General features: G+C 69.8%; 18 protein-coding genes and 2 tRNA genes. 8 read left to right on the forward strand and 12 right to left on the reverse strand.

Annotated elements, in window-relative coordinates; translation table 11 throughout:
* Nucleotides 1–57: 57 nt before the first annotated feature.
* The 4 genes from rsrA to ACZ7NC_RS11000 form a co-directional block, all read right to left on the reverse strand.
* Nucleotides 58–360 carry a mycothiol system anti-sigma-R factor gene (gene rsrA, locus ACZ7NC_RS10985; protein ID WP_471486915.1) on the reverse strand — a complete coding sequence of 101 codons (303 nt, stop codon included), beginning with the start codon at nt 358–360 and terminating at the stop codon, nt 58–60.
* Nucleotides 357–1052, reverse strand: a complete 696-nt coding sequence (sigR, locus tag ACZ7NC_RS10990; RefSeq protein ID WP_471486917.1) for an RNA polymerase sigma factor SigR — start codon at nt 1050–1052, stop codon at nt 357–359. Before sigR ends, rsrA begins: the two co-directional genes overlap by 4 nt.
* 257 nt (nt 1053–1309) lie before the next feature.
* Nucleotides 1310–1939: an alpha/beta hydrolase family protein gene (locus tag ACZ7NC_RS10995; RefSeq protein ID WP_471486919.1), complete on the reverse strand. Its 630-nt coding sequence runs from the start codon at nt 1937–1939 to the stop codon at nt 1310–1312.
* 1 nt (nt 1940) lies between these two features.
* Nucleotides 1941–2756, reverse strand: a complete 816-nt coding sequence (locus ACZ7NC_RS11000) for an SOS response-associated peptidase (RefSeq protein WP_471486920.1) — start codon at nt 2754–2756, stop codon at nt 1941–1943.
* A 50-nt stretch (nt 2757–2806) separates the two neighbouring features.
* On the opposite strand from ACZ7NC_RS11000, the gene ACZ7NC_RS11005 reads away from it, so the two are divergent.
* The 4 genes from ACZ7NC_RS11005 (at nt 2807) to ACZ7NC_RS11020 (ending at nt 6452) form a co-directional block, all read left to right on the forward strand.
* Complete coding sequence (locus ACZ7NC_RS11005) at nt 2807–3529, forward strand: M50 family metallopeptidase (protein ID WP_471486922.1); 723 nt, start codon at nt 2807–2809, stop codon at nt 3527–3529.
* A gap of 108 nt (nt 3530–3637) precedes the next feature.
* Complete coding sequence (gene aroA / locus ACZ7NC_RS11010) at nt 3638–4954, forward strand: 3-phosphoshikimate 1-carboxyvinyltransferase (protein WP_471486923.1); 1317 nt, start codon at nt 3638–3640, stop codon at nt 4952–4954.
* Nucleotides 4955–4964: 10 nt separating this feature from the next.
* Complete coding sequence (rsgA, locus tag ACZ7NC_RS11015) at nt 4965–5975, forward strand: ribosome small subunit-dependent GTPase A (RefSeq protein ID WP_471486925.1); 1011 nt, start codon at nt 4965–4967, stop codon at nt 5973–5975.
* Nucleotides 5976–6128: 153 nt separating this feature from the next.
* Entirely contained in the window at nt 6129–6452 is a 324-nt protein-coding gene (locus ACZ7NC_RS11020) for a DMT family transporter (RefSeq protein WP_471486927.1), read from the forward strand.
* A gap of 19 nt (nt 6453–6471) precedes the next feature.
* Here ACZ7NC_RS11020 and ACZ7NC_RS11025 read toward each other — a convergent pair whose 3' ends face one another.
* Complete coding sequence (locus ACZ7NC_RS11025; RefSeq protein WP_471486929.1) at nt 6472–7083, reverse strand: TetR/AcrR family transcriptional regulator; 612 nt, start codon at nt 7081–7083, stop codon at nt 6472–6474.
* 290 nt (nt 7084–7373) lie between these two features.
* Between ACZ7NC_RS11025 and hisN the strand changes: the two genes are divergently transcribed.
* The 3 genes from hisN (at nt 7374) to ACZ7NC_RS11040 (ending at nt 9312) form a co-directional block, all read left to right on the forward strand.
* Nucleotides 7374–8174: a histidinol-phosphatase gene (hisN, locus tag ACZ7NC_RS11030; protein WP_471486931.1), complete on the forward strand. Its 801-nt coding sequence runs from the start codon at nt 7374–7376 to the stop codon at nt 8172–8174.
* A gap of 138 nt (nt 8175–8312) precedes the next feature.
* On the forward strand, nt 8313–8705 hold the full coding sequence (locus tag ACZ7NC_RS11035) for a CBS domain-containing protein (RefSeq protein ID WP_471486933.1): 393 nt from the start codon (nt 8313–8315) through the stop codon (nt 8703–8705).
* A 190-nt stretch (nt 8706–8895) separates the two neighbouring features.
* Entirely contained in the window at nt 8896–9312 is a 417-nt protein-coding gene (locus ACZ7NC_RS11040) for a Fur family transcriptional regulator (RefSeq protein ID WP_062700520.1), read from the forward strand.
* Nucleotides 9313–9445: 133 nt separating this feature from the next.
* Here ACZ7NC_RS11040 and ACZ7NC_RS11045 read toward each other — a convergent pair.
* The 4 genes from ACZ7NC_RS11045 to ACZ7NC_RS11060 all read right to left on the reverse strand — a co-directional run bounded on the left by ACZ7NC_RS11045 (nt 9446) and on the right by ACZ7NC_RS11060 (nt 14968).
* Nucleotides 9446–9519, reverse strand: a tRNA-Met gene (locus ACZ7NC_RS11045).
* Nucleotides 9520–9698: 179 nt separating this feature from the next.
* Complete coding sequence (locus ACZ7NC_RS11050) at nt 9699–11639, reverse strand: tetratricopeptide repeat protein (protein ID WP_471486935.1); 1941 nt, start codon at nt 11637–11639, stop codon at nt 9699–9701.
* A 228-nt stretch (nt 11640–11867) separates the two neighbouring features.
* Nucleotides 11868–11941 (reverse strand) — tRNA-Met (locus tag ACZ7NC_RS11055).
* 57 nt (nt 11942–11998) lie between these two features.
* Nucleotides 11999–14968, reverse strand: a complete 2970-nt coding sequence (locus ACZ7NC_RS11060) for a UPF0182 family membrane protein (RefSeq protein ID WP_471487171.1) — start codon at nt 14966–14968, stop codon at nt 11999–12001.
* A gap of 166 nt (nt 14969–15134) precedes the next feature.
* Here ACZ7NC_RS11060 and ACZ7NC_RS11065 point away from each other — a divergent pair, with 166 nt between their 5' ends.
* Nucleotides 15135–15677, forward strand: coding sequence for a PPA1309 family protein (locus tag ACZ7NC_RS11065; RefSeq protein ID WP_471486937.1), 543 nt, complete (start codon nt 15135–15137; stop codon nt 15675–15677).
* A 73-nt stretch (nt 15678–15750) separates the two neighbouring features.
* Here the strand turns inward: ACZ7NC_RS11065 and ACZ7NC_RS11070 are convergent, their stop codons facing one another.
* From ACZ7NC_RS11070 to ACZ7NC_RS11080, 3 genes are all read right to left on the reverse strand, one after another.
* Nucleotides 15751–16848, reverse strand: a complete 1098-nt coding sequence (locus ACZ7NC_RS11070) for a YlbL family protein (protein WP_471486939.1) — start codon at nt 16846–16848, stop codon at nt 15751–15753.
* Nucleotides 16849–16965: 117 nt separating this feature from the next.
* Nucleotides 16966–17130: a hypothetical protein gene (locus ACZ7NC_RS11075; protein ID WP_471486941.1), complete on the reverse strand. Its 165-nt coding sequence runs from the start codon at nt 17128–17130 to the stop codon at nt 16966–16968.
* 139 nt (nt 17131–17269) lie between these two features.
* A complete protein-coding gene (locus ACZ7NC_RS11080; protein WP_471486943.1) occupies nt 17270–17731 on the reverse strand; it encodes a molybdenum cofactor biosynthesis protein MoaE in 462 nt (153 codons plus the stop codon).
* Nucleotides 17732–17781 lie beyond the last annotated feature (50 nt).

Genomic DNA, 17781 nt, shown 5'->3' on the forward strand with positions numbered 1-17781 from the left:
GGGAGGTTCGCGGTCCTATGACCGGCGGATTAGCACGTTCGAGTGACGGCCGTGGGTTCAGGATTCCTGTGGCGCGGCCGTGACGTCGTGCTCGGGCACGGTCTGGCCGGAGCGGATCAGCTCAAGCCGGCCGAGGACCTTGGCGCGCAGGTCGGTGGGCACGTCGTCATGTCCGCAGCACCGCTTGACCAGCTTCTTCACGGCCTCTTCGAGGCCGTACTTCTCCAGGCACGGCGAGCACTCCTGGAAGTGCTGCTTGAACTTGGCGCGGTCGACGTCCGGCATCTCACTGTCGAGGAACTCGTAGAGGTGGTCGAGTACCTCGGAGCAGTCCGTCTCGTGCGGCTCTCCGCAGCTCATGAGCCCGAGCCTTTCGCTTCGTTCGACTCTCCGGCGCCGGCCGGGACCAGCCCGCGCTCACGGGCGTAGTCCTCGAGCATGCCGCGCAGTTGACGGCGGCCCCGGTGCAGCCGGGACATCACCGTACCGATGGGTGTCCCCATGATGTCCGCGATCTCCTTGTACGCAAAGCCCTCGACGTCGGCCAGATACACGGCGATGCGGAACTCCTCGGGGATGGCCTGGAGCGCTTCCTTCACGTCCGAGTCGGGCAGGTGGTCGAGCGCCTGCGACTCCGCGGAGCGCAAGCCCGTCGACATGTGCGACTCGGCGCGGGCGAGCTGCCAGTCCTCGATCTCCTCGGCCGCGGAGCGCTGGGGTTCGCGCTGCTTCTTGCGGTACGAGTTGATGAAGGTGTTGGTGAGGATCCGGTACAGCCACGCCTTGAGGTTGGTGCCCTCGCGGAACTGGTGGAAGGACGCGTACGCCTTGGCGTACGTCTCCTGCACCAGGTCCTCCGCGTCGGCCGGGTTGCGCGTCATACGCAGCGCGGCCGAGTACATCTGGTCGAGGAATTCGAGCGCGTCCCGCTCGAAGCGCGCGCTGCGCTCGCCGGTCGTCTCCGCGGACATGCCCACGCTCGTGCCCAGGCCCTCGGGCTGCTCCGCCTGGCCGTTGTCGGTCCCTGCGTCGGTACCGGGAACCGGACCCACCTCCTCAAGATTGCGGGCAGGACCGAATCCGGGCCCACCTGAATCGGAGGATAGACGACCTGCCGTACCTGCCGCCCCTCGAATAGGAGCGGCCTTGGCCGCATGCAGCACCGTCCAGTCCAGGTCGGCACGGCTGCTGCGGCTCGGGCAGTAGGTCGAACCCATGCGGCGGACTCCCTCTCCTACGACGTCGGTACCGGTGTTTCAGCACCGCTGTCCGCCACAACAGAGGCCGGGTCCACGGCATTCCCGAAGCTTTACCCGAGTGACCCGACCCACTTCAGGACCGCGTCCGTGACAATCGCCACGGCCTCGTCCTGATCGAGGGGCGCCCGCTTGGGCACGGCGAACCCGTGATCGCCGTACGGCACCTCGACCAGTTCATGGTCGCCGTCCGGGAACTCCTCGGGCTTTCCGAACGGGTCGTTCCCGCCCTGTACGACGAGGGTGGGCACCCCGGCCCCGAGCAGCTCCTCGGCGCGGGACTTCTCGGGCCTGCCCGGCGGGTGCAGGGGGAAGCTCAGCGCGAGCACGGCATGGGCGCCCAGCTCGACAGCCGTACGGCAGGCGACGCGGGCCCCCGCGCTGCGGCCACCCGAGATCACGGGCAGGCCGGGCGCGGTGAGCGCGGGCCACAAGCCCCGCCAGCCGACGTCCAGCGTCTTCGGCGCGGGCGCCACCTTCTTGCCGGCCACCCGCCAGGGCTGCTCCACGAGGGCGACGGTCACCCCGTGGGCCGGGAGGACCTCGGCGAGGGCCACGAGGTCCCGCGCCCCGATGCCGCCGCCGGCGCCGTGGCTCGCGGCCAGCACCAGCCGTGCCTTCTTCGCCGGATGCCAGGTGATGCGGGCGTCCCCGGCGTCCGTGCCAATGATCTCGGTCGTCACGTCAGAAGAGTGTGCCCTCTTCGGGGCCGTCCAGCTCCTTCAGCAGCTCCGGGCCGTTGTTGCGGACGTTGCTGACCATCGTGGAGACGGGGTAGGCGCGCATCATCCCGGGCGGCGGCGGGTCGAGCAGCGTGCGCAGCTCCTCCGGGTCCGTGCGGGACGGGTCCAGCCAGGCGTCCCAGCGGTCCGGGGTGAGCATCAGGGGCATCCGGGGGTGGATCTCGGCGAGCGTGTGCGGGCCCTCCGCGGGCGCGACGGCCAGCGGGGTCGTCTCGGCCTCCGTGGTGATGACGGAGCAGGTCACCCACCAGGCCTGCGGATGGTCGTCGGGCAGCGTCTTGTCGCGCCAGAACTCGTACAGTCCCGCCATCGCGAACACCGACCCGTCGGCGGGCAGCACGAAGTACGGCTGCTTGCGCGGCCGCTTCCTGCGCCCCTCGACCTCCAGGTCCCGCTCCTGCTTTCCGGTGACCCACTCGTAGTAGCCGTCGGCGGGGATGATGCAGCGCCGGGAGGAGAAGGCCCGCCGGTACGAAGGCTTCTCGTGCACGGTCTCCGCGCGCGCGTTGATCATCTTGAAGGCGCTCTCGGGGGTCTTGGACCAGCTGGGCACCAGCCCCCACTTCAGCTTGCGCAGCTGCCGAACCGGGTGCGGGTCATCCACGTCTTTCAAGGGACGGTCGAGGACGACGTGAACCTCCTTGGTCGGAGCCACGTTGTAGTCCGCCTCAAGGGTCTCCTCGGGCTCCCACTTCTCGATCTCAAAGATTCCTGCGAGATCCTCGGGCCCACGACTCGCCGCATACCGTCCGCACATACGTGCAACACTGCCAGATTCCATCCGCCCACAGGGAGCCATCGCCTTACATGGACAGCACCGCATCCGCCTCGCTCGCCTCCCTCTGGGACGAGGTCTCCGGTACTCAGCCCGACCCCGACATGTGGGTCGTGATCGCCGCCCTGGCCGCCGCGCTCGTGGTGATCGTCCCGCACGGGCTGTGGCGCCTCTCACGCAACGCCATCACCATCGCCCACGAGGGCGGCCACGGCCTGATCGCCCTGCTGACCGGCCGCACACTGACCGGCATACGCCTGCACTCCGACACCAGCGGCCTCACCGTCAGCCGCGGCAAGCCGTACGGCCTCGGCATGATCCTCACGGCCGCCGCGGGCTACACGGCTCCCCCGCTGCTGGGCCTGGGCGGCGCCGCGCTGCTGGGCGCGGGCCGGATCACGCTCCTGCTGTGGCTGGCGACAGCGCTGCTGGTGGCGATGCTGGTGATGATCCGCAACGCGTACGGGGCGCTGACGGTGTTCGTCACGGGCGGCACGTTCGTGCTGGTCTCCTGGCTCACCGGGCCTCAGGTGCAGGCGGCGTTCGCGTACGTGGTGGTGTGGTTCCTGTTGGTGGGCGGGGTACGGCCGGCGTTCGAGTTGCAGGCTAAGAGGGCGCGCGGGGGCGCGGGGGACTCGGACGCGGACCAGCTGTCGCGGCTGACGCACGTACCGGCGGGCCTGTGGCTGTTCCTGTTCCACGCGGTGTCGTTGTGTTCACTGATAGGCGGCGGCAGGTGGCTGCTGGCGGTGTGACCAGCCAACCCCCGGGGCGCGGGGTAGCGATGTAGGGCTCCGCCCCGTGGGCGCGACCAGCCCCCACGGCGCCGTACCCGAACCACCGCCTCCTTATAAAGTGGCCCTATGGCCCCGAACGACGCACACACCGCCCTCTGGCCCGCCCCGCACGCGAGCGGAGCCGTCGACGCGACGGTCCACGTGCCCGGGTCCAAGTCGGTCACCAACCGCGCCCTCGTCCTCGCCGCCCTGGCGAGCGAGCCCGGCTGGCTGCGCCGCCCGCTGCGCTCCCGCGACACCCTGCTGATGGCCGGCGCCCTGCGCGCGATGGGCGTCGGGATCGAGGAGGGCGTGGGCCCCGAGGGCACCGGTGAGGCCTGGCGTGTGCTCCCCGCCGGCCTGCGCGGCCCGGCCACCGTCGACGTCGGCAACGCCGGCACGGTGATGCGCTTCCTGCCGCCGGTCGCCGCGCTCGCCGACGGCCCCGTCCGCTTCGACGGCGACCCGAGGTCGTACGAGCGCCCCCTGAACGGCGTGATCGACGCCCTGCGCGTCCTCGGCGCCCGGATCGACGACGACGGCCGCGGCACGCTGCCGCTGACGGTGCACGGCGGAGGCGCCCTGGAGGGCGGGCCGGTGGAGATCGACGCCTCGTCGTCGTCCCAGTTCGTGTCGGCGCTGCTGCTCTCCGGACCGCGCTTCAACCAGGGCGTGGAGGTCCGGCACATCGGCTCCGCGCTTCCCTCGATGCCGCACATCCGTATGACCGTCGACATGCTGCGCTCGGTCGGTGCCCAGGTGGACACCCCGGAGTCGGGCGGCGAGCCGAACGTCTGGCGGGTCACGCCGGGCGCCCTGCTCGGCAGCGACCTGACCGTCGAGCCGGATCTGTCCAACGCCCAGCCGTTCCTGGCGGCGGCGCTGGTGACCGGCGGCAAGGTGCTCGTCCCGGACTGGCCGGCCCGTACCACCCAGCCCGGTGACCGGCTGCGTGAGATCTTCACCGAGATGGGCGGTTCCTGCGAACTCACCGAGTACGGGCTCGTGTTCACCGGTTCGGGTGCGGTTCACGGCATCGACGTGGACCTGAGCGAGGTCGGCGAACTCACCCCGGGCATCGCGGCGGTCGCCGCCCTCGCCGACTCTCCGTCGACCCTGCGCGGTGTCGCGCACCTGCGGCTGCACGAGACCGACCGGCTGGCCGCGCTGACCAAGGAGATCAACGAACTCGGCGGTGATGTCACCGAGACCGCCGACGGTCTGCACATCCGCCCGCGCCGGCTGCACGGCGGCGTCTTCCACACCTACGAGGACCACCGCATGGCGACGGCCGGCGCGGTCATCGGCCTCGCGGTGGAGGGCGTGCGGATCGAGAACGTGGCCACGACGGCGAAGACCCTGCCGGACTTCCCCGAACTGTGGACCGGGATGCTCGGGGCGTAGGGACACCGCCATGCGCCGCTACGGCAAGCACACCGACGAGGACGACATCCGCACGCGTCCCGGCCGACGGAACACCCGGCCCCGTACGAACATCCGGCCCAAGCACGAGGACGCCGCCGAGGGCATGGTCCTCACCGTCGACCGGGGGCGGCTGACCTGTCTCGTCGAGGACCGGATCGTACTGGCGATGAAGGCACGCGAACTCGGCCGCAAGGCGGCGGTGGTCGGTGACCGGGTGGCGCTGGTCGGCGATCTGTCCGGCAAGAAGGACACCCTCGCGCGCATCGTGCGGATCGAGGAGCGGTCCTCGGTGCTGCGGCGCACGGCCGACGACGACGATCCGTTCGAGCGGGTCGTGGTGGCCAACGCCGACCAACTCGCCATCGTCACCGCCCTCGCCGACCCCGAGCCGCGGCCCCGGCTGATCGACCGCTGTCTGGTCGCGGCGTTCGCCGGGGGTCTTGAGCCGCTGCTCGTTCTGACGAAGTCGGACCTGGCGCCGCCGGACGAACTTCTGGAGCTGTACGGGGCGTTGGACATCCCGTATGTCGTCACCAGCCGTGTCGAGTTGGAGGACGGGGACGCCGCGGGCCGGGTGCACGAGCATCTGGACGGCCGGGTCACGGCGTTCGTCGGGCACTCGGGTGTGGGCAAGACGACGCTGGTGAACGCGCTGGTGTCGCGGGAACGCCGGCGTTCCACCGGGCATGTGAACGCGGTGACGGGGCGCGGTCGGCATACGACGACGTCGGCGTTGGCCCTGCCGTTGCCGGATGTTGGCGGCTGGGTGATCGACACCCCGGGGGTACGGTCGTTCGGTCTGGCGCACGTCGATCCGTCCCGGGTGATCCACGCGTTTCCCGATCTGGAACCGGGAACCGAGGGGTGCCCGCGTGCGTGCAGTCATGACGAACCGGACTGCGCGTTGGACGAGTGGGTGGCGCAGGGGCACGCCGATCCGGCGCGGCTCTACTCGCTGCGGCGGTTGTTGGCGACGCGCGAGCGCAAGGAAGGCGACTGAGAGGTAGCCGGAGGAAGGCGATTGACCATCGCGTTGTTTGTCCCCCGGTGAGTCCGGTAAAGGCATAATCGCACCGAGCCGGAACCAAGCCCGACCAAAGCCTGGCGAACCTGACAAGCGGTCACAGAACGTGGGGATACGGGAGGACAGCACATGGCGTGGCTGCTGGTCATTGTGGCGGGGCTGCTCGAAACCGGCTTCGCCGTCTGCCTGAAGCTGTCGCACGGCTTCACCCGGATGTGGCCGACCGTCGCTTTCTGCATCTTCGCGCTCGGCAGTTTCGGTCTGCTGACGCTGTCGCTGCGGAAGCTGGACGTGGGGCCCGCGTATGCGGTGTGGACCGGGATCGGGGCGGCGGGAACGGCGATCTACGGGATGATCTTCCTCGGGGACGTCGTGTCGACCCTGAAGATCGTGTCGATCTCCCTGGTGATCGTGGGCGTCGTCGGACTGCAGTTGTCGGGGTCGGCGCAGTAGGCCGGTCATCGCCTCCGGGTCAGCCCGCCAACTGCCGGTGCAGCGCGCCGCGTACGAGGTCGGCGACACCGCCTTCGCCGGGCGGGGCGCTGACGCAGGACAGGGCCAGCCTGACGACGAGTTCGCAGGAGCGGGCGAGGTCGGCGGTGTCGGGCTTGTTGACGCCGGCGCCGGAGAGGACCCCTACGGCCCGGTCGCGCACGATGCTCACGAAGTCACCGGGTGAGGGCAGCGGGCCGTCGGCTCGGCGCTGTGCCGGGACGGCGGAGGAGGACGGGACTGCGGAGAGCGTCGGCGAGGGCAGGCGTTCGCTCCAGCAGCCGGTGAGCATGGCGCGGACGAGGGCGTTGTCGCGGGCGAGGCCGGCGGTCCACTCCGCGGCGGCGGTGAGACGGTCGCGGGCGTCGCTGGGGGTGGCGAGGGCGCGGTCGACGCCGGCGAGGTAGCCGTCGGCTTCCCTCCTGACGAGCGCGCGGGCCAGCCCCTCCTTGCTCCCGAACTCGTTGTACAGCGTCTGCCGGGACACTCCGGCCGCCGCGGCCACGTCCACCATCCGCACGGCGGACCACGGCCGGCGCGCCAGCGCCGTGTAAGCGGCGTCCAGCAGGGTTTCCCGCGCTGCAGGCATCATCGCCTCCCGGGGACGAGCGGCTCTGCGCCCAGATTTGACGCGCACGGGGTCACTGTCAAGGGTTCGCGAGGGCACGCGGGGGCGCCATTGCGCCGGGGTGCGCGGGCCTTCGGCACTTGGGCCCACCGGGGCACTCCCTTCTCTGCGGCCACCCTCGGCACGGCCCATGTCGTTCAGCTCGTCCGGCGTTCGGGGACGCACATGTCGGCGCCCCGCCAACTGTGGGCAATCCGCCCGTGACCCCGGGGCCTGGTAGCCCCACCAGGACCACGGCAGATACCGTTCGTCCCATGCCGGACTACCTCGACGATCTCCGCCTCACCCACGTCCTTGCGGACGCCGCCGACGCCGCGACCATGGCCCGATTCAAGGCGCTCGACCTCAAGGTCGAGACGAAGCCGGACATGACCCCGGTGAGCGAGGCCGACAAGGCCGCCGAGGAGCTCATTCGAGGGCACCTGCAGCGGGCCCGGCCGAGAGACGCGATCCTCGGGGAGGAGTACGGCGTCGAGGGCACCGGGCCCCGTCGCTGGGTGATCGATCCGATCGACGGCACCAAGAACTACGTACGCGGCGTCCCCGTCTGGGCCACCCTCATCTCCCTGACGGAAGCCGGGGAGGGCGGCTTCCAGCCGGTGGTCGGCCTGGTGTCCGCTCCCGCGCTGGGGCGGCGCTGGTGGGCCGCCAAGGGTCATGGCGCGTTCACCGGCCGTAGCCTCTCCTCCGCGACCCGGCTGCAGGTGTCCCAGGTCTCCAAGCTGACGGACGCCTCGTTCGCGTACTCCTCACTGGGCGGGTGGGAGGACCTGGGGCGGCTGAACGGCTTCCTCGACCTGACGCGCGAGGTGTGGCGTACGCGCGCGTACGGCGACTTCTGGCCGTACATGATGGTCGCCGAGGGGTCGGTCGACATCTGTGCCGAGCCCGAGCTGTCCCTGTGGGACATGGCCGCCCCCGCGATCGTCGTGACGGAGGCCGGCGGCACCTTCACGGGACTCGACGGCCGCCCCGGCCCGCACAGCGGCAACGCCGCCGCCTCGAACGGCCTCCTGCACGACGAGCTCCTCGGGTATCTCAACGAGCGCCACTGAGCGCCCCCTTGTTGACCCCCTCTTTACCTGGCACTCTGAAAGTCCCCCCACTTGTGAATTTGTGCACCGTTCAATAGGCGCCTCCGGCGTCGGGTATGAACAAACGGTGCGGGGGCACTTCAGGAGGTGGCTCCATCCATGCTCGTACGTGACGCCATGAGCACCGTGGTCCTCACCATCGGCCCCACCCACACCCTTCGGCAGGCAGCCGCGCTGATGTCCACCCGCCGGGTGGGCGCGGCCGTGGTCCACGACCCCGACGCCGGCGGCATCGGCATCCTCACCGAACGCGACATCCTCAACTCCGTCGGCCTCGGACAGAACCCGGACACCGAACGCACCCATGACCACACCACCACCGATGTCGTGTTCGCGGCTCCGGCCTGGACCCTGGAGGAGGCGGCCCGCGCCATGGCGCACGGCGGCTTCCGGCATCTGATCGTCCTGGACCACGACGAGCCCGTCGGCATCGTCTCGGTCCGCGACATCATCCGCTGCTGGGCACCCGTACGACAGCACGTGCCGGCCTAGGCGCGCACACGCAAGGCGAAACGGGCCGGACTCCCACGGGGGGACCCGGCCCGTCCGCTCACGGCCGAATTCCTCGATCGCACGCTCGACGATGCCCATCGCGCCCCGTGCTGGACTTTGTCCAAGTCAAGCCAAGTTCCAAAGTCACATCCATTCGGAAGCTGGTCCTACTGCTGTTAAGGTGTTCTGCATGAGTGACCTTCTGGAACGGCTGCGCGGACGCGGATGGCGGATGACCGCGCAGCGGCGCGTCGTGGCCGAGGTCCTCGCCGGCGATCACGTCCATCTGACGGCCGACGAGGTGCACGCGCGGGCCGTGGCCAAGCTGCCCGAGATCTCGCGCGCGACCGTCTACAACACGCTGGGCGAGCTGGTCACCCTCGGCGAGGTGCTCGAGGTCTCCACCGACAAGCGCGCCAAGCGGTACGACCCCAACGCCCACCGGCCCCACCACCACCTGGTGTGCGCCCAGTGCGGCTCGATCCGGGACGTCCACCCGACGGGCAACCCGATGGCCGACCTCCCCGACTCCGAGCGCTTCGGCTTCACGGTCTCGGACGTCGAGGTGACGTACCGCGGCATCTGCCCGAACTGCGCGAAGGCCTAGCCGGCCACCTTCTCGCCCCGGCACCGGTGAGTGCCGGGGCTTTGTGCTGCCCACGCGCGGGTGCGGCCGTGAACGGGGTTCCAAAAACACCTTGGGCCGGGACCCTTTACGGATCCCGGCCCAAGGCCTTCAGTAGCGGGGACAGGATTTGAACCTGCGACCTCTGGGTTATGAGCCCAGCGAGCTACCGAGCTGCTCCACCCCGCGTCGGTGAATGCAACATTACGTCAAGGACGCGGACAGAGGCAAATCGCTTGTCTTCGCCGGCCAGGCACTCTCAGCCCGTCCGGCGTTTGACGACGGGACGGGTAGCCGCGGCGGGGGTGAAGCCTGGCGGCGACCACCGCCCCGAGCCCGCAATGCCCCCGCACCAGCTCAGCGCAGCGTCACGCCGACAGTTCCTCCCGCAGCGCGTCCCGCAGCCGAGCCGCCCGCTCCCCGACCTCCGCCGGCCCCAGCGACACGGCCCGATCGGCCCACCGCTGCCCCTCCGCCAGCTCACCGCGACGCGCGTAGACCAGGGCGAGCCGCAACGCCGACCGCCCGTGCCCGGCGTCCGCCGCCCGCGTCCACCAGACGGCCGCCTCGGGCTCGCTCCCCTCCCGGGCGAGCAGCAGCCCCAGATTGAAGGCGCCGTTCCGGGACCCGGCCTCGGCCGCCTCCCGGTACCACCGGGCCGCCTCCACCACGTCCCCCCGGGCGGCGGCCATCATCCCGACCCGCACCTGGGCCCGCCGATGCCCCTGCGAAGCCGCGCGCTCGTACCACTCCTCGCACTCGCTCTTGTCGTGCACCATCTCGCCGAGCTCATGCGCCGGCTCCGGCGGCCGCCGGGCGTCCAGCACGGTCGCCAGCCGATAGGCGGCCTCCGCACTGCCACCCCCGGCCGCACACCGCAGATGCCGCTCCGCCGCGAGCTCGTCCCCGTCCCGCAGCCGGGCGATCCCTACCTGCAGCGCCGCCTCCGTGTGCCCGGCGGCAGCGGCACGCTCGTACCACCGCAGCGCGGCCCGCTCCTCGCCCCGCCCGGCGTGCAGGATCCCCAGGTTGAACGCGGCGTCCACGCTCCCCGCCTCCGCGGCCTTGGAGAACCACGGCTCGGCACCCGTCGTGTCCCCGCCCTGCAACAGCAGGATCGCCAGCGCGTTCGCCGCCTCGCGGTGCCCGGCGTACGCCGCCCGCCGGTACCACTGCTCGGCCTGCGCGATACGCGCCTGCTCGGCGCAGAGCAGCCCGAGGTTGTACGCGCCGTTCACATCACCGGCGTCCATCGCGGCCCGGTACCACCGCTCGGCGGTCTGTGTCTCCCCGCGCTCGGCATGCAGCGCGCCCAGCGCGTTCGCGGCGTTGCCGTCGCCGTCCTGCGCGGCCCGCAGCCACCACACGGCGGCACTCTCGGTGTCCCCGGCGTCCCGCAGCAGGAACCCGAGCGCGCAGGCGGCCCGCGCCTCCCCGTCCTTGGCGGACGTCAGGTACCAGCGCCCGGCCTCCTTGAGCTCCCCACGCTTCTCCAGGATCGCCCCGAGGTGCAGTGCGGCCCTGCGGTGCCCGCGCGCGGCGGCCTGCCGGTACCACTGCTCGGCCTCGTCCAGCAGCGTCTCGCTCACCGCGACACCGTTGTCGGCCCCGTCCTCGCCCGAACCCGTCGCCTGCCGGTCGATCGCGCGCGCCAGCCGGTACGCCGCCTCCCGGTGTCCACGCTCGGCCGCGGCCCGCATCCACTGCTCGGCCCGGCCGTCGCTGCGGTGCTCCATCAGATCGGCGAGCGCGTAGGCGCCCAGCGCGTGCCCCTGCTCGGCGGACTGGCGCAGCCAGTACTCGGCGGCGGGCTCGTCGCCGCGCTCACGGTGATGACGTCCCAGCGCGTGCGCGGCCGCGGCCGACCCCGCGACGGCGGCGATCCGCCACCATCCGGCGGCCTCGTCGGCGTACCCGCGCTGGTGCAGCAGGACTCCCAGGTTGTTCGCGGCGGCCCGGTCCCCGGCGGCGGTCGCGGCACGCAGATGGGGCTCGGCTCCGTCGAGATCGCCGCGGCGCAGCAGCATGGCCCCGAGCACGCTCATCGCCTCTACGTCACCGGTCTCGGCGGCGAGCCGCTGCCGCGCCTCCTCGGCAGCCTCCCCCGTCTCGTCCTGGTCCGTCGGTCGTTCGAGGGCGAAGTCACCCTCCGGCTGCGAGAGATCACCCACCGGCAGCGAGACACCGTCCGTCGGTCGCGAGGCGTCGTTTCCAGGCTGCACGAAATCGCCCGTCGGCTGCACAAAGTCGGCAGGCTGCACAAACCGCCCTGTCTCCAACAGAGTTGCCTTGTCCCCCATAACGTCCATCGTCGCACCACCTGCAACCTGGGTACACCTGGTATACCGCAGCCAGTGAGGTCACTTCAGCGTTTTGTCGACATGCCCACAGAGAGACAAGTCAAACACAGTTCTCCCAACTCCCCACGGCGGCACGACCATCCCGCTGCCCGGCACATGCGTTCGCACACCACAAAGGCCCGGATCCTCTGGAGGATCCGGGCCTTCGCTGTCGTACGAAATGTTCGCCGACTTCAGTAGCGGGGACAGGATTTGAACCTGCGACCTCTGGGTTATGAGCCCAGCGAGCTACCGAGCTGCTCCACCCCGCGCCGTTGTTCTGCAACCGTATCACGGCGCGGGGGGAGCTATTCGATCAACCGCCGTCCCTACGTGCCGCTGGGACTTCTGCTCGGGCTCGAACTCGGCGTGGGACTCGAACTCGGACTCGCACCGCCACCGCCGTTGCCCGCGCCGCCGCCGGTCTTGTCGGCCTGCGACTGCGCGTCCTCGGCCCGCTGCAGGGCGTCCTCGAGGTCCTTCTGCGCCTTGCCGTACGCCTCCCAGTCACCCTTCTTCAGGGCGTCCTGGCCGGCTTCGAAGGCCTTCTGGGCGTCGTTGAGCGCCTCTTGGACCGTCGGGTTCTTCGACGTCGGCGGAGGTGTCGTACCACCGCCGTCCTCGTCGCCCTCGTCCGGTGGCTCGGGCGTCGCGCCCTCCGCTCCGAAGACCTTGTTGAGGGCCTCGCCGAGGGTGTCCTCGAAGGCGGTGGTGCCGCCGTAGGACACCAACACCTTCCGCAGCAGCGGGTACTTGAGCCCGCCACCGCGTACATAGACCGGCTCCACATAGAGCAGTCCGCCGTCGAGCGGGACCGCCAGCAGGTTGCCGTACTCGACCTCGGAGTCGCCGCCTCTCAGCAGCCTGATGGTCTCGGCGATGTCCTGTTCGGAGTTGAACTGGCTCTGGACCTGACTGGGGCCGTTGACCGTGGTGTTGGTCGGCAGTTTCAGAATCCTGATCTTGCCGTAGTCACTGGTGCCCGCTTCGGCGTCGACCGCCATGAAGGCGCTGAGGTTGTCCCGGCCGTTCGGTGTGAGCGTCGTCGTCAGCGAGAACGCCTGCGCCGCCTGGTCGGGCATCTTCATGCTCAGGTAGTACGGCGGCGTCGCGCTGCCCGACTTGTTGGTCGGGTCGTCCGGCACCTGCCAGACCTCGCTGCCGCTGAGGAACGTCGTGGCGTCCTTCACGTGGTAGCGGGTGAGCAGCTCGCGCTGGACCTTGAACAGGTCCTGCGGGTAGCGCAGATGGGCCATCAGCGACTTGGAGATCTCGCTCTTGGACTTCACCGTGCCCGGGAAGGCCTTCATCCAGGTCTTCAGGACCGGGTCCTTGGTGTCCCACTGGAAGAGCTTGACCTCACCGGTGTAGGAGTCGACCGTCGCCTTCACCGAGTTGCGGATGTAGTTGACCTGGTTCTGCTGGGCCACCACCGCGCGGTTGTTGTTGGTGGCGGTCAGCGAGTCGGCCGTGGTGTCCCCGAGGGTCGTACGGGACGAGTACGGGTAGCCGTTCGTCGTCGTGTACGCGTCGACGATCCACTGGATACGTCCGTCCACGACCGCCGGGTAGGCGTCGCCGTCGATGGTCAGCCACGGGGCGACCGCCTCGACCCGCTCCTTGGGCGTGCGGTTGTACAGGATGCGCGAACCGTCGCCGATCGCACCGGAGTACAGGATCTGCGGCTCGCCGAACGCCACCGCGTACGCGGCCCGGTTGACCGGGTTGGAGAGACTGACCCCGCTGTCGGCCTGGTAGCTGTAGGTCTTCTCACCGCTGTCGTCGGAGTAGTCGATCTCCTTCTGGGGACCGCCGACGATCGAGTACATGGTGGTCTTCTCGCCGTAGTAGACCCGCTGCTCGTACGTGCCGAGGTCGCCCTTGGACGGCAGGTCGGACTCGGTGAAGTCCGGCCGGCCCTGGGTGTCGGCGCTGGTGCCCTCGGCGGCGACCACGCCGTATCCATGGGTGTAACGGAAGTGGTCGTTGATCCAGTTCCGCTTCGGAATGCCGTTGAGATTGATCTCACGCAGACCGATGACGGTGTCCTGGTCCTTGCCGTCCTTGGTGTACCGGTCGACGTCCAGATTGGTCGGGAACGCGTAGTAGTTCCTGATCTGCTGGAGCTGCTGGAACGTGGGCGAGACGATGTTCGGGTCCAGGATGCGGATGCTCGCCGTGGCGTCCACGTCGTCGCGCAGCTTCGTCTTGTCCTCGGTCTTGCTGGTGCCCGGGTATTCAGTGACCTTGGTGCCGTCGATGCCGTACGCGTCGCGCGTCGCCTTGAGGTTCTTCTCGACGTACGGGGCTTCCTTGGCCTGCTCGTTGGGCTGGACCTGGAACTTCTGGACGATCGCCGGGTACAGGCCGCCGATCAGGATCGCCGAGAGCACCATCAGGCCGAAGCCGATGACGGGCAACTGCCAGGTGCGCCGCCACAGGGTGGCGAAGAACAGCAGCGCGCAGATGACGGCGATGCAGAACAGGATCGTCTTGGCCGGGAGATAGGCGTTGGCGTCGACGTACCTGAGGCCGGTCCAGTTGTCGGTCGCCTTGAAGTCGCTGGACTTCACCGCGAGTCCGTACCGGTCGAGCCAGTACGCGACCGCCTTCAGGGCGACGAAGATGCCGATGAGGACCGACAGATGGCCGGTGGCCGCGGCCGTCGCGCGCGCGCCCGGGCTGGTGATGCGCAGCCCGCCGTACAGGTAGTGGGTGAGCGCGGCGGCGATCACGGAGAGGATCGCGGCGGCGAAGCCGAAGCCGAGCAGGAACCGGTACCAGGGCAGGTCGAAGGCGTAGAAGCCGACGTCGAGATGGAACTGCGGGTCCTTCTCGCCGAAGGGCACCCCGTTGACCCACATCAGCCAGGTCCGCCACTGGCTGGAGGCGGAGGCACCGGCGATCAGCCCGACCAGCGCGGTGATCGCCAGCAACAGCCACTTCTTGTACGGCGCGATGCCCATGCGGTAGCGGTCGAGGTTCTGCTGCTCCATCGACATGGCGCTCAGCGGCGGGCGCAGCCGGTGCGCCAGCCAGATGTTGAACCCGACCGCGAGGGCCATCAACAGGCCGAAGACGAAGAAGAGTCCGATCTTCGTCCACAGTGTGGTCGTGAACACCGAGGAGTAGTTCACCGATCGGTACCAGAGCCAGTCGGTCCAGAACCCCGCGAACATGGTGAAGGCCATGCCGAGGACGGCGAGCACGCCCAGTGTCATGAGCAGGGTCCGGACACGCCGGGACGGGCGGCCCACTCTGATCCGTGGCCCACTGGGGCCTCCGCCGCGGTCCGGCATCTGGAAAGCCAAGGTTCGCACCCCGAAGTTCGCTGTTGGTCTTCGTCAGGCCCGCGTCTTCGTGGACCCCTCGTGGCCCCCCGTGATCGCGGGCCCACACCTATGCAACTTACTCACCGTTTACTCGGTTCCCGATTCCGGCCGGGAACGAGGCAGGATTGTGACCATGTCCAACACTCCCATGGCTGCGAACCCGCTGACCCGGGCCGTCCTCGAGATCGACGAGTACGCCTCCGGCCTCGGCTGGGACCAGCCCGCCCGCCTCTTCGCCCTCGTCGACACCGCACGGCTGCGAGCCCAGGAACCCGGCCTCGCCGCCCAGCTCGGCCTGGGGGACACGCAGGAGTCCTCCGGCCTGACCCCGATCGAGCAGGACGAAATTGCAACGGGCAAGGCGCTCGACGAGTTCCTCGCCACCATCGCCTGGCCCGACGCGGTGGCCGGCTGCGCGCTCACGGTGGAGCGTCTGATGCTGCCGCCGTCCGCCGAGGCCCAGGTCCCGCAGGGCCTGAGCGAGGCCAAGCTCACGAAGTGGGTGGCGGACCACCCGGACCGTCAGGAGGTCCGCATGACCGTCGCGGTCCTGCGCGACGGCACCCGCGAATCGGCCCTGCGCCTGCGCGAGAAGGACACCCCCACCGAAGTCCTCACGGGCCCGGAGCTGGTCCCCGGCCTGGCGGAGGCGCTGGCGGCGACCTTCGAGGACTGAGGTCTTCGGCTACGACCACGGGGGCGCCCTCGGTGTGAGGGGCGCCCCCGCTGTCGTACCGGATGCCTGTCGCTCAGCCCTTGGCCGTGCACTTGGGCAGGTCGGCGGTGTCGCCGGAGCGGATGTCCGTCAGGGCGCCGAGGGCGTCGTCGATGGTGTCGACCTTGACGAGGGTGAGCCCGCCGGGGACGTCCTTGGCGGCGGTCGCGCAGTTGTCGGCGGGGGTGAGGAAGTACTGGGCACCCTTGTCGCGCGCGGCGATGGTCTTCATCTCGATGCCGCCGATGGGGCCGACCTTGCCGTCGTCGTCGATGGTGCCGGTGCCGGCGACGAACTTGCCGCCGGTGAGGCTGCCCGGGGTGAGCTTGTCGTAGAGCCCGAGCGAGAACATCAGGCCCGCGCTGGGTCCGCCGACGTCGGCGAGCTTGATGTCGATGGTGAACGGGAAGGTGTGGTCGGTCCCGGCGGAGATCCCGACGATGGCGCGCTTGTCGCCGCTGTCGGTGGACTCGGCGGTCCTGATCGTGACCTTCTCGGTCTTCGTCGGCGTCCTGCGCTGTTTCTCCGCGGCGGCCTGCTCCTTGGCGGGCACGATCGTGAAGACGACGTCCTGGCCGGGCTTGTGCTTGGTCACCAGCTCGGCGACGTCCCCGGGTTCCTTCACCGCCGTACCGTCGACGGCCTTGATCACGTCACCGGCGTGCAGCCGCCCCTCGGCGGGGGTGCCCTTGACGACGGTCGAGACGATCACCCAGCTCTGCACCGGGATGTCCAGCGCCTTCAGGGCGGCGACCTTGGCGCTCTCCTGGGACTGGCTGAACTCCTCGGCGTTCTCCTGGGTGGACTGCTCCTCGGTCTTGCCGTCCGGGTAGAGGGTGTCGTGCGGCACGACCTTGTTGTCGTGCGCCAGCCAGCCGTAGACGGCCTCCACCAGGTTCATCTTGTAGTCGGCGCTGGTGACCCGGACGGTGGTCATGTTGAGGTGCCCGGTCGTCGGGTAGGTCTTGCGCCCGGAGATCTGCAGCACCGGCTCGCCGTCGTGATCGCCGAGGGTGTTCACCGTCGGCCCCGGGGACATCTCCGCGTAGGGCACGGGAATGAACACTCCCGCGCACAGGAGCGCGATCAGCATCAGGGTGGAGGCGAGCATCGTCGCGGTGCGGCGTGGCATGCCAAGACAGTACGTGACACTCCTGTCAGAGCCCCGTCAGGGCCGCGAACCCGACTCCGTGATCATGTGCTGAGCGATCACGCGGGCGTGCACGTGCGGTTGATCATGCGCGGTCGATCATGTGCGGGAGGAGGACTTCTCCATGGCCGCGCGGAAGCGGGCATAGCCGTCGAGCTCCGGGCCGTCACCCCGTGCCTTGCGGGTGCGGTTGGCCCAACTGCCCCACAGGCCGGCGCAGACCGCAGCCACAAGCGGAATCAGCAACCAGGCAAGCGCCGTCATGCCGTCCTCCCATCCCCAATGAGCGACCGCAACTGACTGATCAGCAGATTAACCACTGGCACTGACAACGCTCACGCCAGGGGTGCGGTTACGCAAGCGGAGTGGGGTGGACGGGGCTGCGCAGGGGGTTGGGGCCCGTTCAGCAGGCGCCGACCCATTCCTCCGTGCCGTCCGAGAACTTCTGGTGCTTCCAGATCGGCACCTCGTGCTTGAGATCGTCGATCAGCTTCCGGCATGCCTCGAAGGCCTCGCCGCGATGGGGGCAGGAGACGGCGACGACGACGGCGAGGTCCCCGACGTCGAGGTCTCCGATCCGGTGCACGGCCGCGAGCGCCCGCACCGGATACTCGGCGACGACCTTCTCGGCGATCCGCCGCATCTCGGCCTCGGCACTGGGATGGCACGAGTATCCGAGCTCGTCGACGTCGGCACCCCCGTCATGGTTGCGCACGGTCCCCACGAACAGCGCGATCCCACCGGCGGCGTCGTCCCCGACGGCCCGGAAGACCTCGTCCACGGAGAGGGCGGTCTCGCGGATGGCGATGAGCTTGACGGGGTCCTGAGCGCCCTGCTCGCCGGGGTGATCGTTGGTAGGTGCCATGACCCCATCGTGCCCCACGCGCGTGAGGACGGGGAATAGCGTTATCGCCC

This window comes from Streptomyces sp. NPDC111802, assembly GCF_055634335.1.

Excerpts from the sequence above, each read along its gene's own strand:
- ACZ7NC_RS11065 (WP_471486937.1), top strand. The coding sequence starts at position 15,135 with ATGTCCAACACTCCCATGGCTGCGAACCCGCTGACCCGGGCCGTCCTC.
- ACZ7NC_RS11025 (WP_471486929.1), bottom strand. The coding sequence starts at position 7,083 with ATGATGCCTGCAGCGCGGGAAACCCTGCTGGACGCCGCTTACACGGCG.
- rsgA (WP_471486925.1), top strand. The coding sequence starts at position 4,965 with ATGCGCCGCTACGGCAAGCACACCGACGAGGACGACATCCGCACGCGT.
- ACZ7NC_RS11035 (WP_471486933.1), top strand. The coding sequence starts at position 8,313 with ATGCTCGTACGTGACGCCATGAGCACCGTGGTCCTCACCATCGGCCCC.
- ACZ7NC_RS11005 (WP_471486922.1), top strand. The coding sequence starts at position 2,807 with ATGGACAGCACCGCATCCGCCTCGCTCGCCTCCCTCTGGGACGAGGTC.
- ACZ7NC_RS11060 (WP_471487171.1), bottom strand. The coding sequence starts at position 14,968 with ATGCCGGACCGCGGCGGAGGCCCCAGTGGGCCACGGATCAGAGTGGGC.
- ACZ7NC_RS11000 (WP_471486920.1), bottom strand. The coding sequence starts at position 2,756 with ATGTGCGGACGGTATGCGGCGAGTCGTGGGCCCGAGGATCTCGCAGGA.
- ACZ7NC_RS11070 (WP_471486939.1), bottom strand. The coding sequence starts at position 16,848 with ATGCCACGCCGCACCGCGACGATGCTCGCCTCCACCCTGATGCTGATC.
- ACZ7NC_RS11050 (WP_471486935.1), bottom strand. The coding sequence starts at position 11,639 with ATGGACGTTATGGGGGACAAGGCAACTCTGTTGGAGACAGGGCGGTTT.
- ACZ7NC_RS11040 (WP_062700520.1), top strand. The coding sequence starts at position 8,896 with ATGAGTGACCTTCTGGAACGGCTGCGCGGACGCGGATGGCGGATGACC.
- aroA (WP_471486923.1), top strand. The coding sequence starts at position 3,638 with ATGGCCCCGAACGACGCACACACCGCCCTCTGGCCCGCCCCGCACGCG.
- ACZ7NC_RS11080 (WP_471486943.1), bottom strand. The coding sequence starts at position 17,731 with ATGGCACCTACCAACGATCACCCCGGCGAGCAGGGCGCTCAGGACCCC.
- rsrA (WP_471486915.1), bottom strand. The coding sequence starts at position 360 with ATGAGCTGCGGAGAGCCGCACGAGACGGACTGCTCCGAGGTACTCGAC.
- ACZ7NC_RS11020 (WP_471486927.1), top strand. The coding sequence starts at position 6,129 with ATGGCGTGGCTGCTGGTCATTGTGGCGGGGCTGCTCGAAACCGGCTTC.
- hisN (WP_471486931.1), top strand. The coding sequence starts at position 7,374 with ATGCCGGACTACCTCGACGATCTCCGCCTCACCCACGTCCTTGCGGAC.
- ACZ7NC_RS11075 (WP_471486941.1), bottom strand. The coding sequence starts at position 17,130 with ATGACGGCGCTTGCCTGGTTGCTGATTCCGCTTGTGGCTGCGGTCTGC.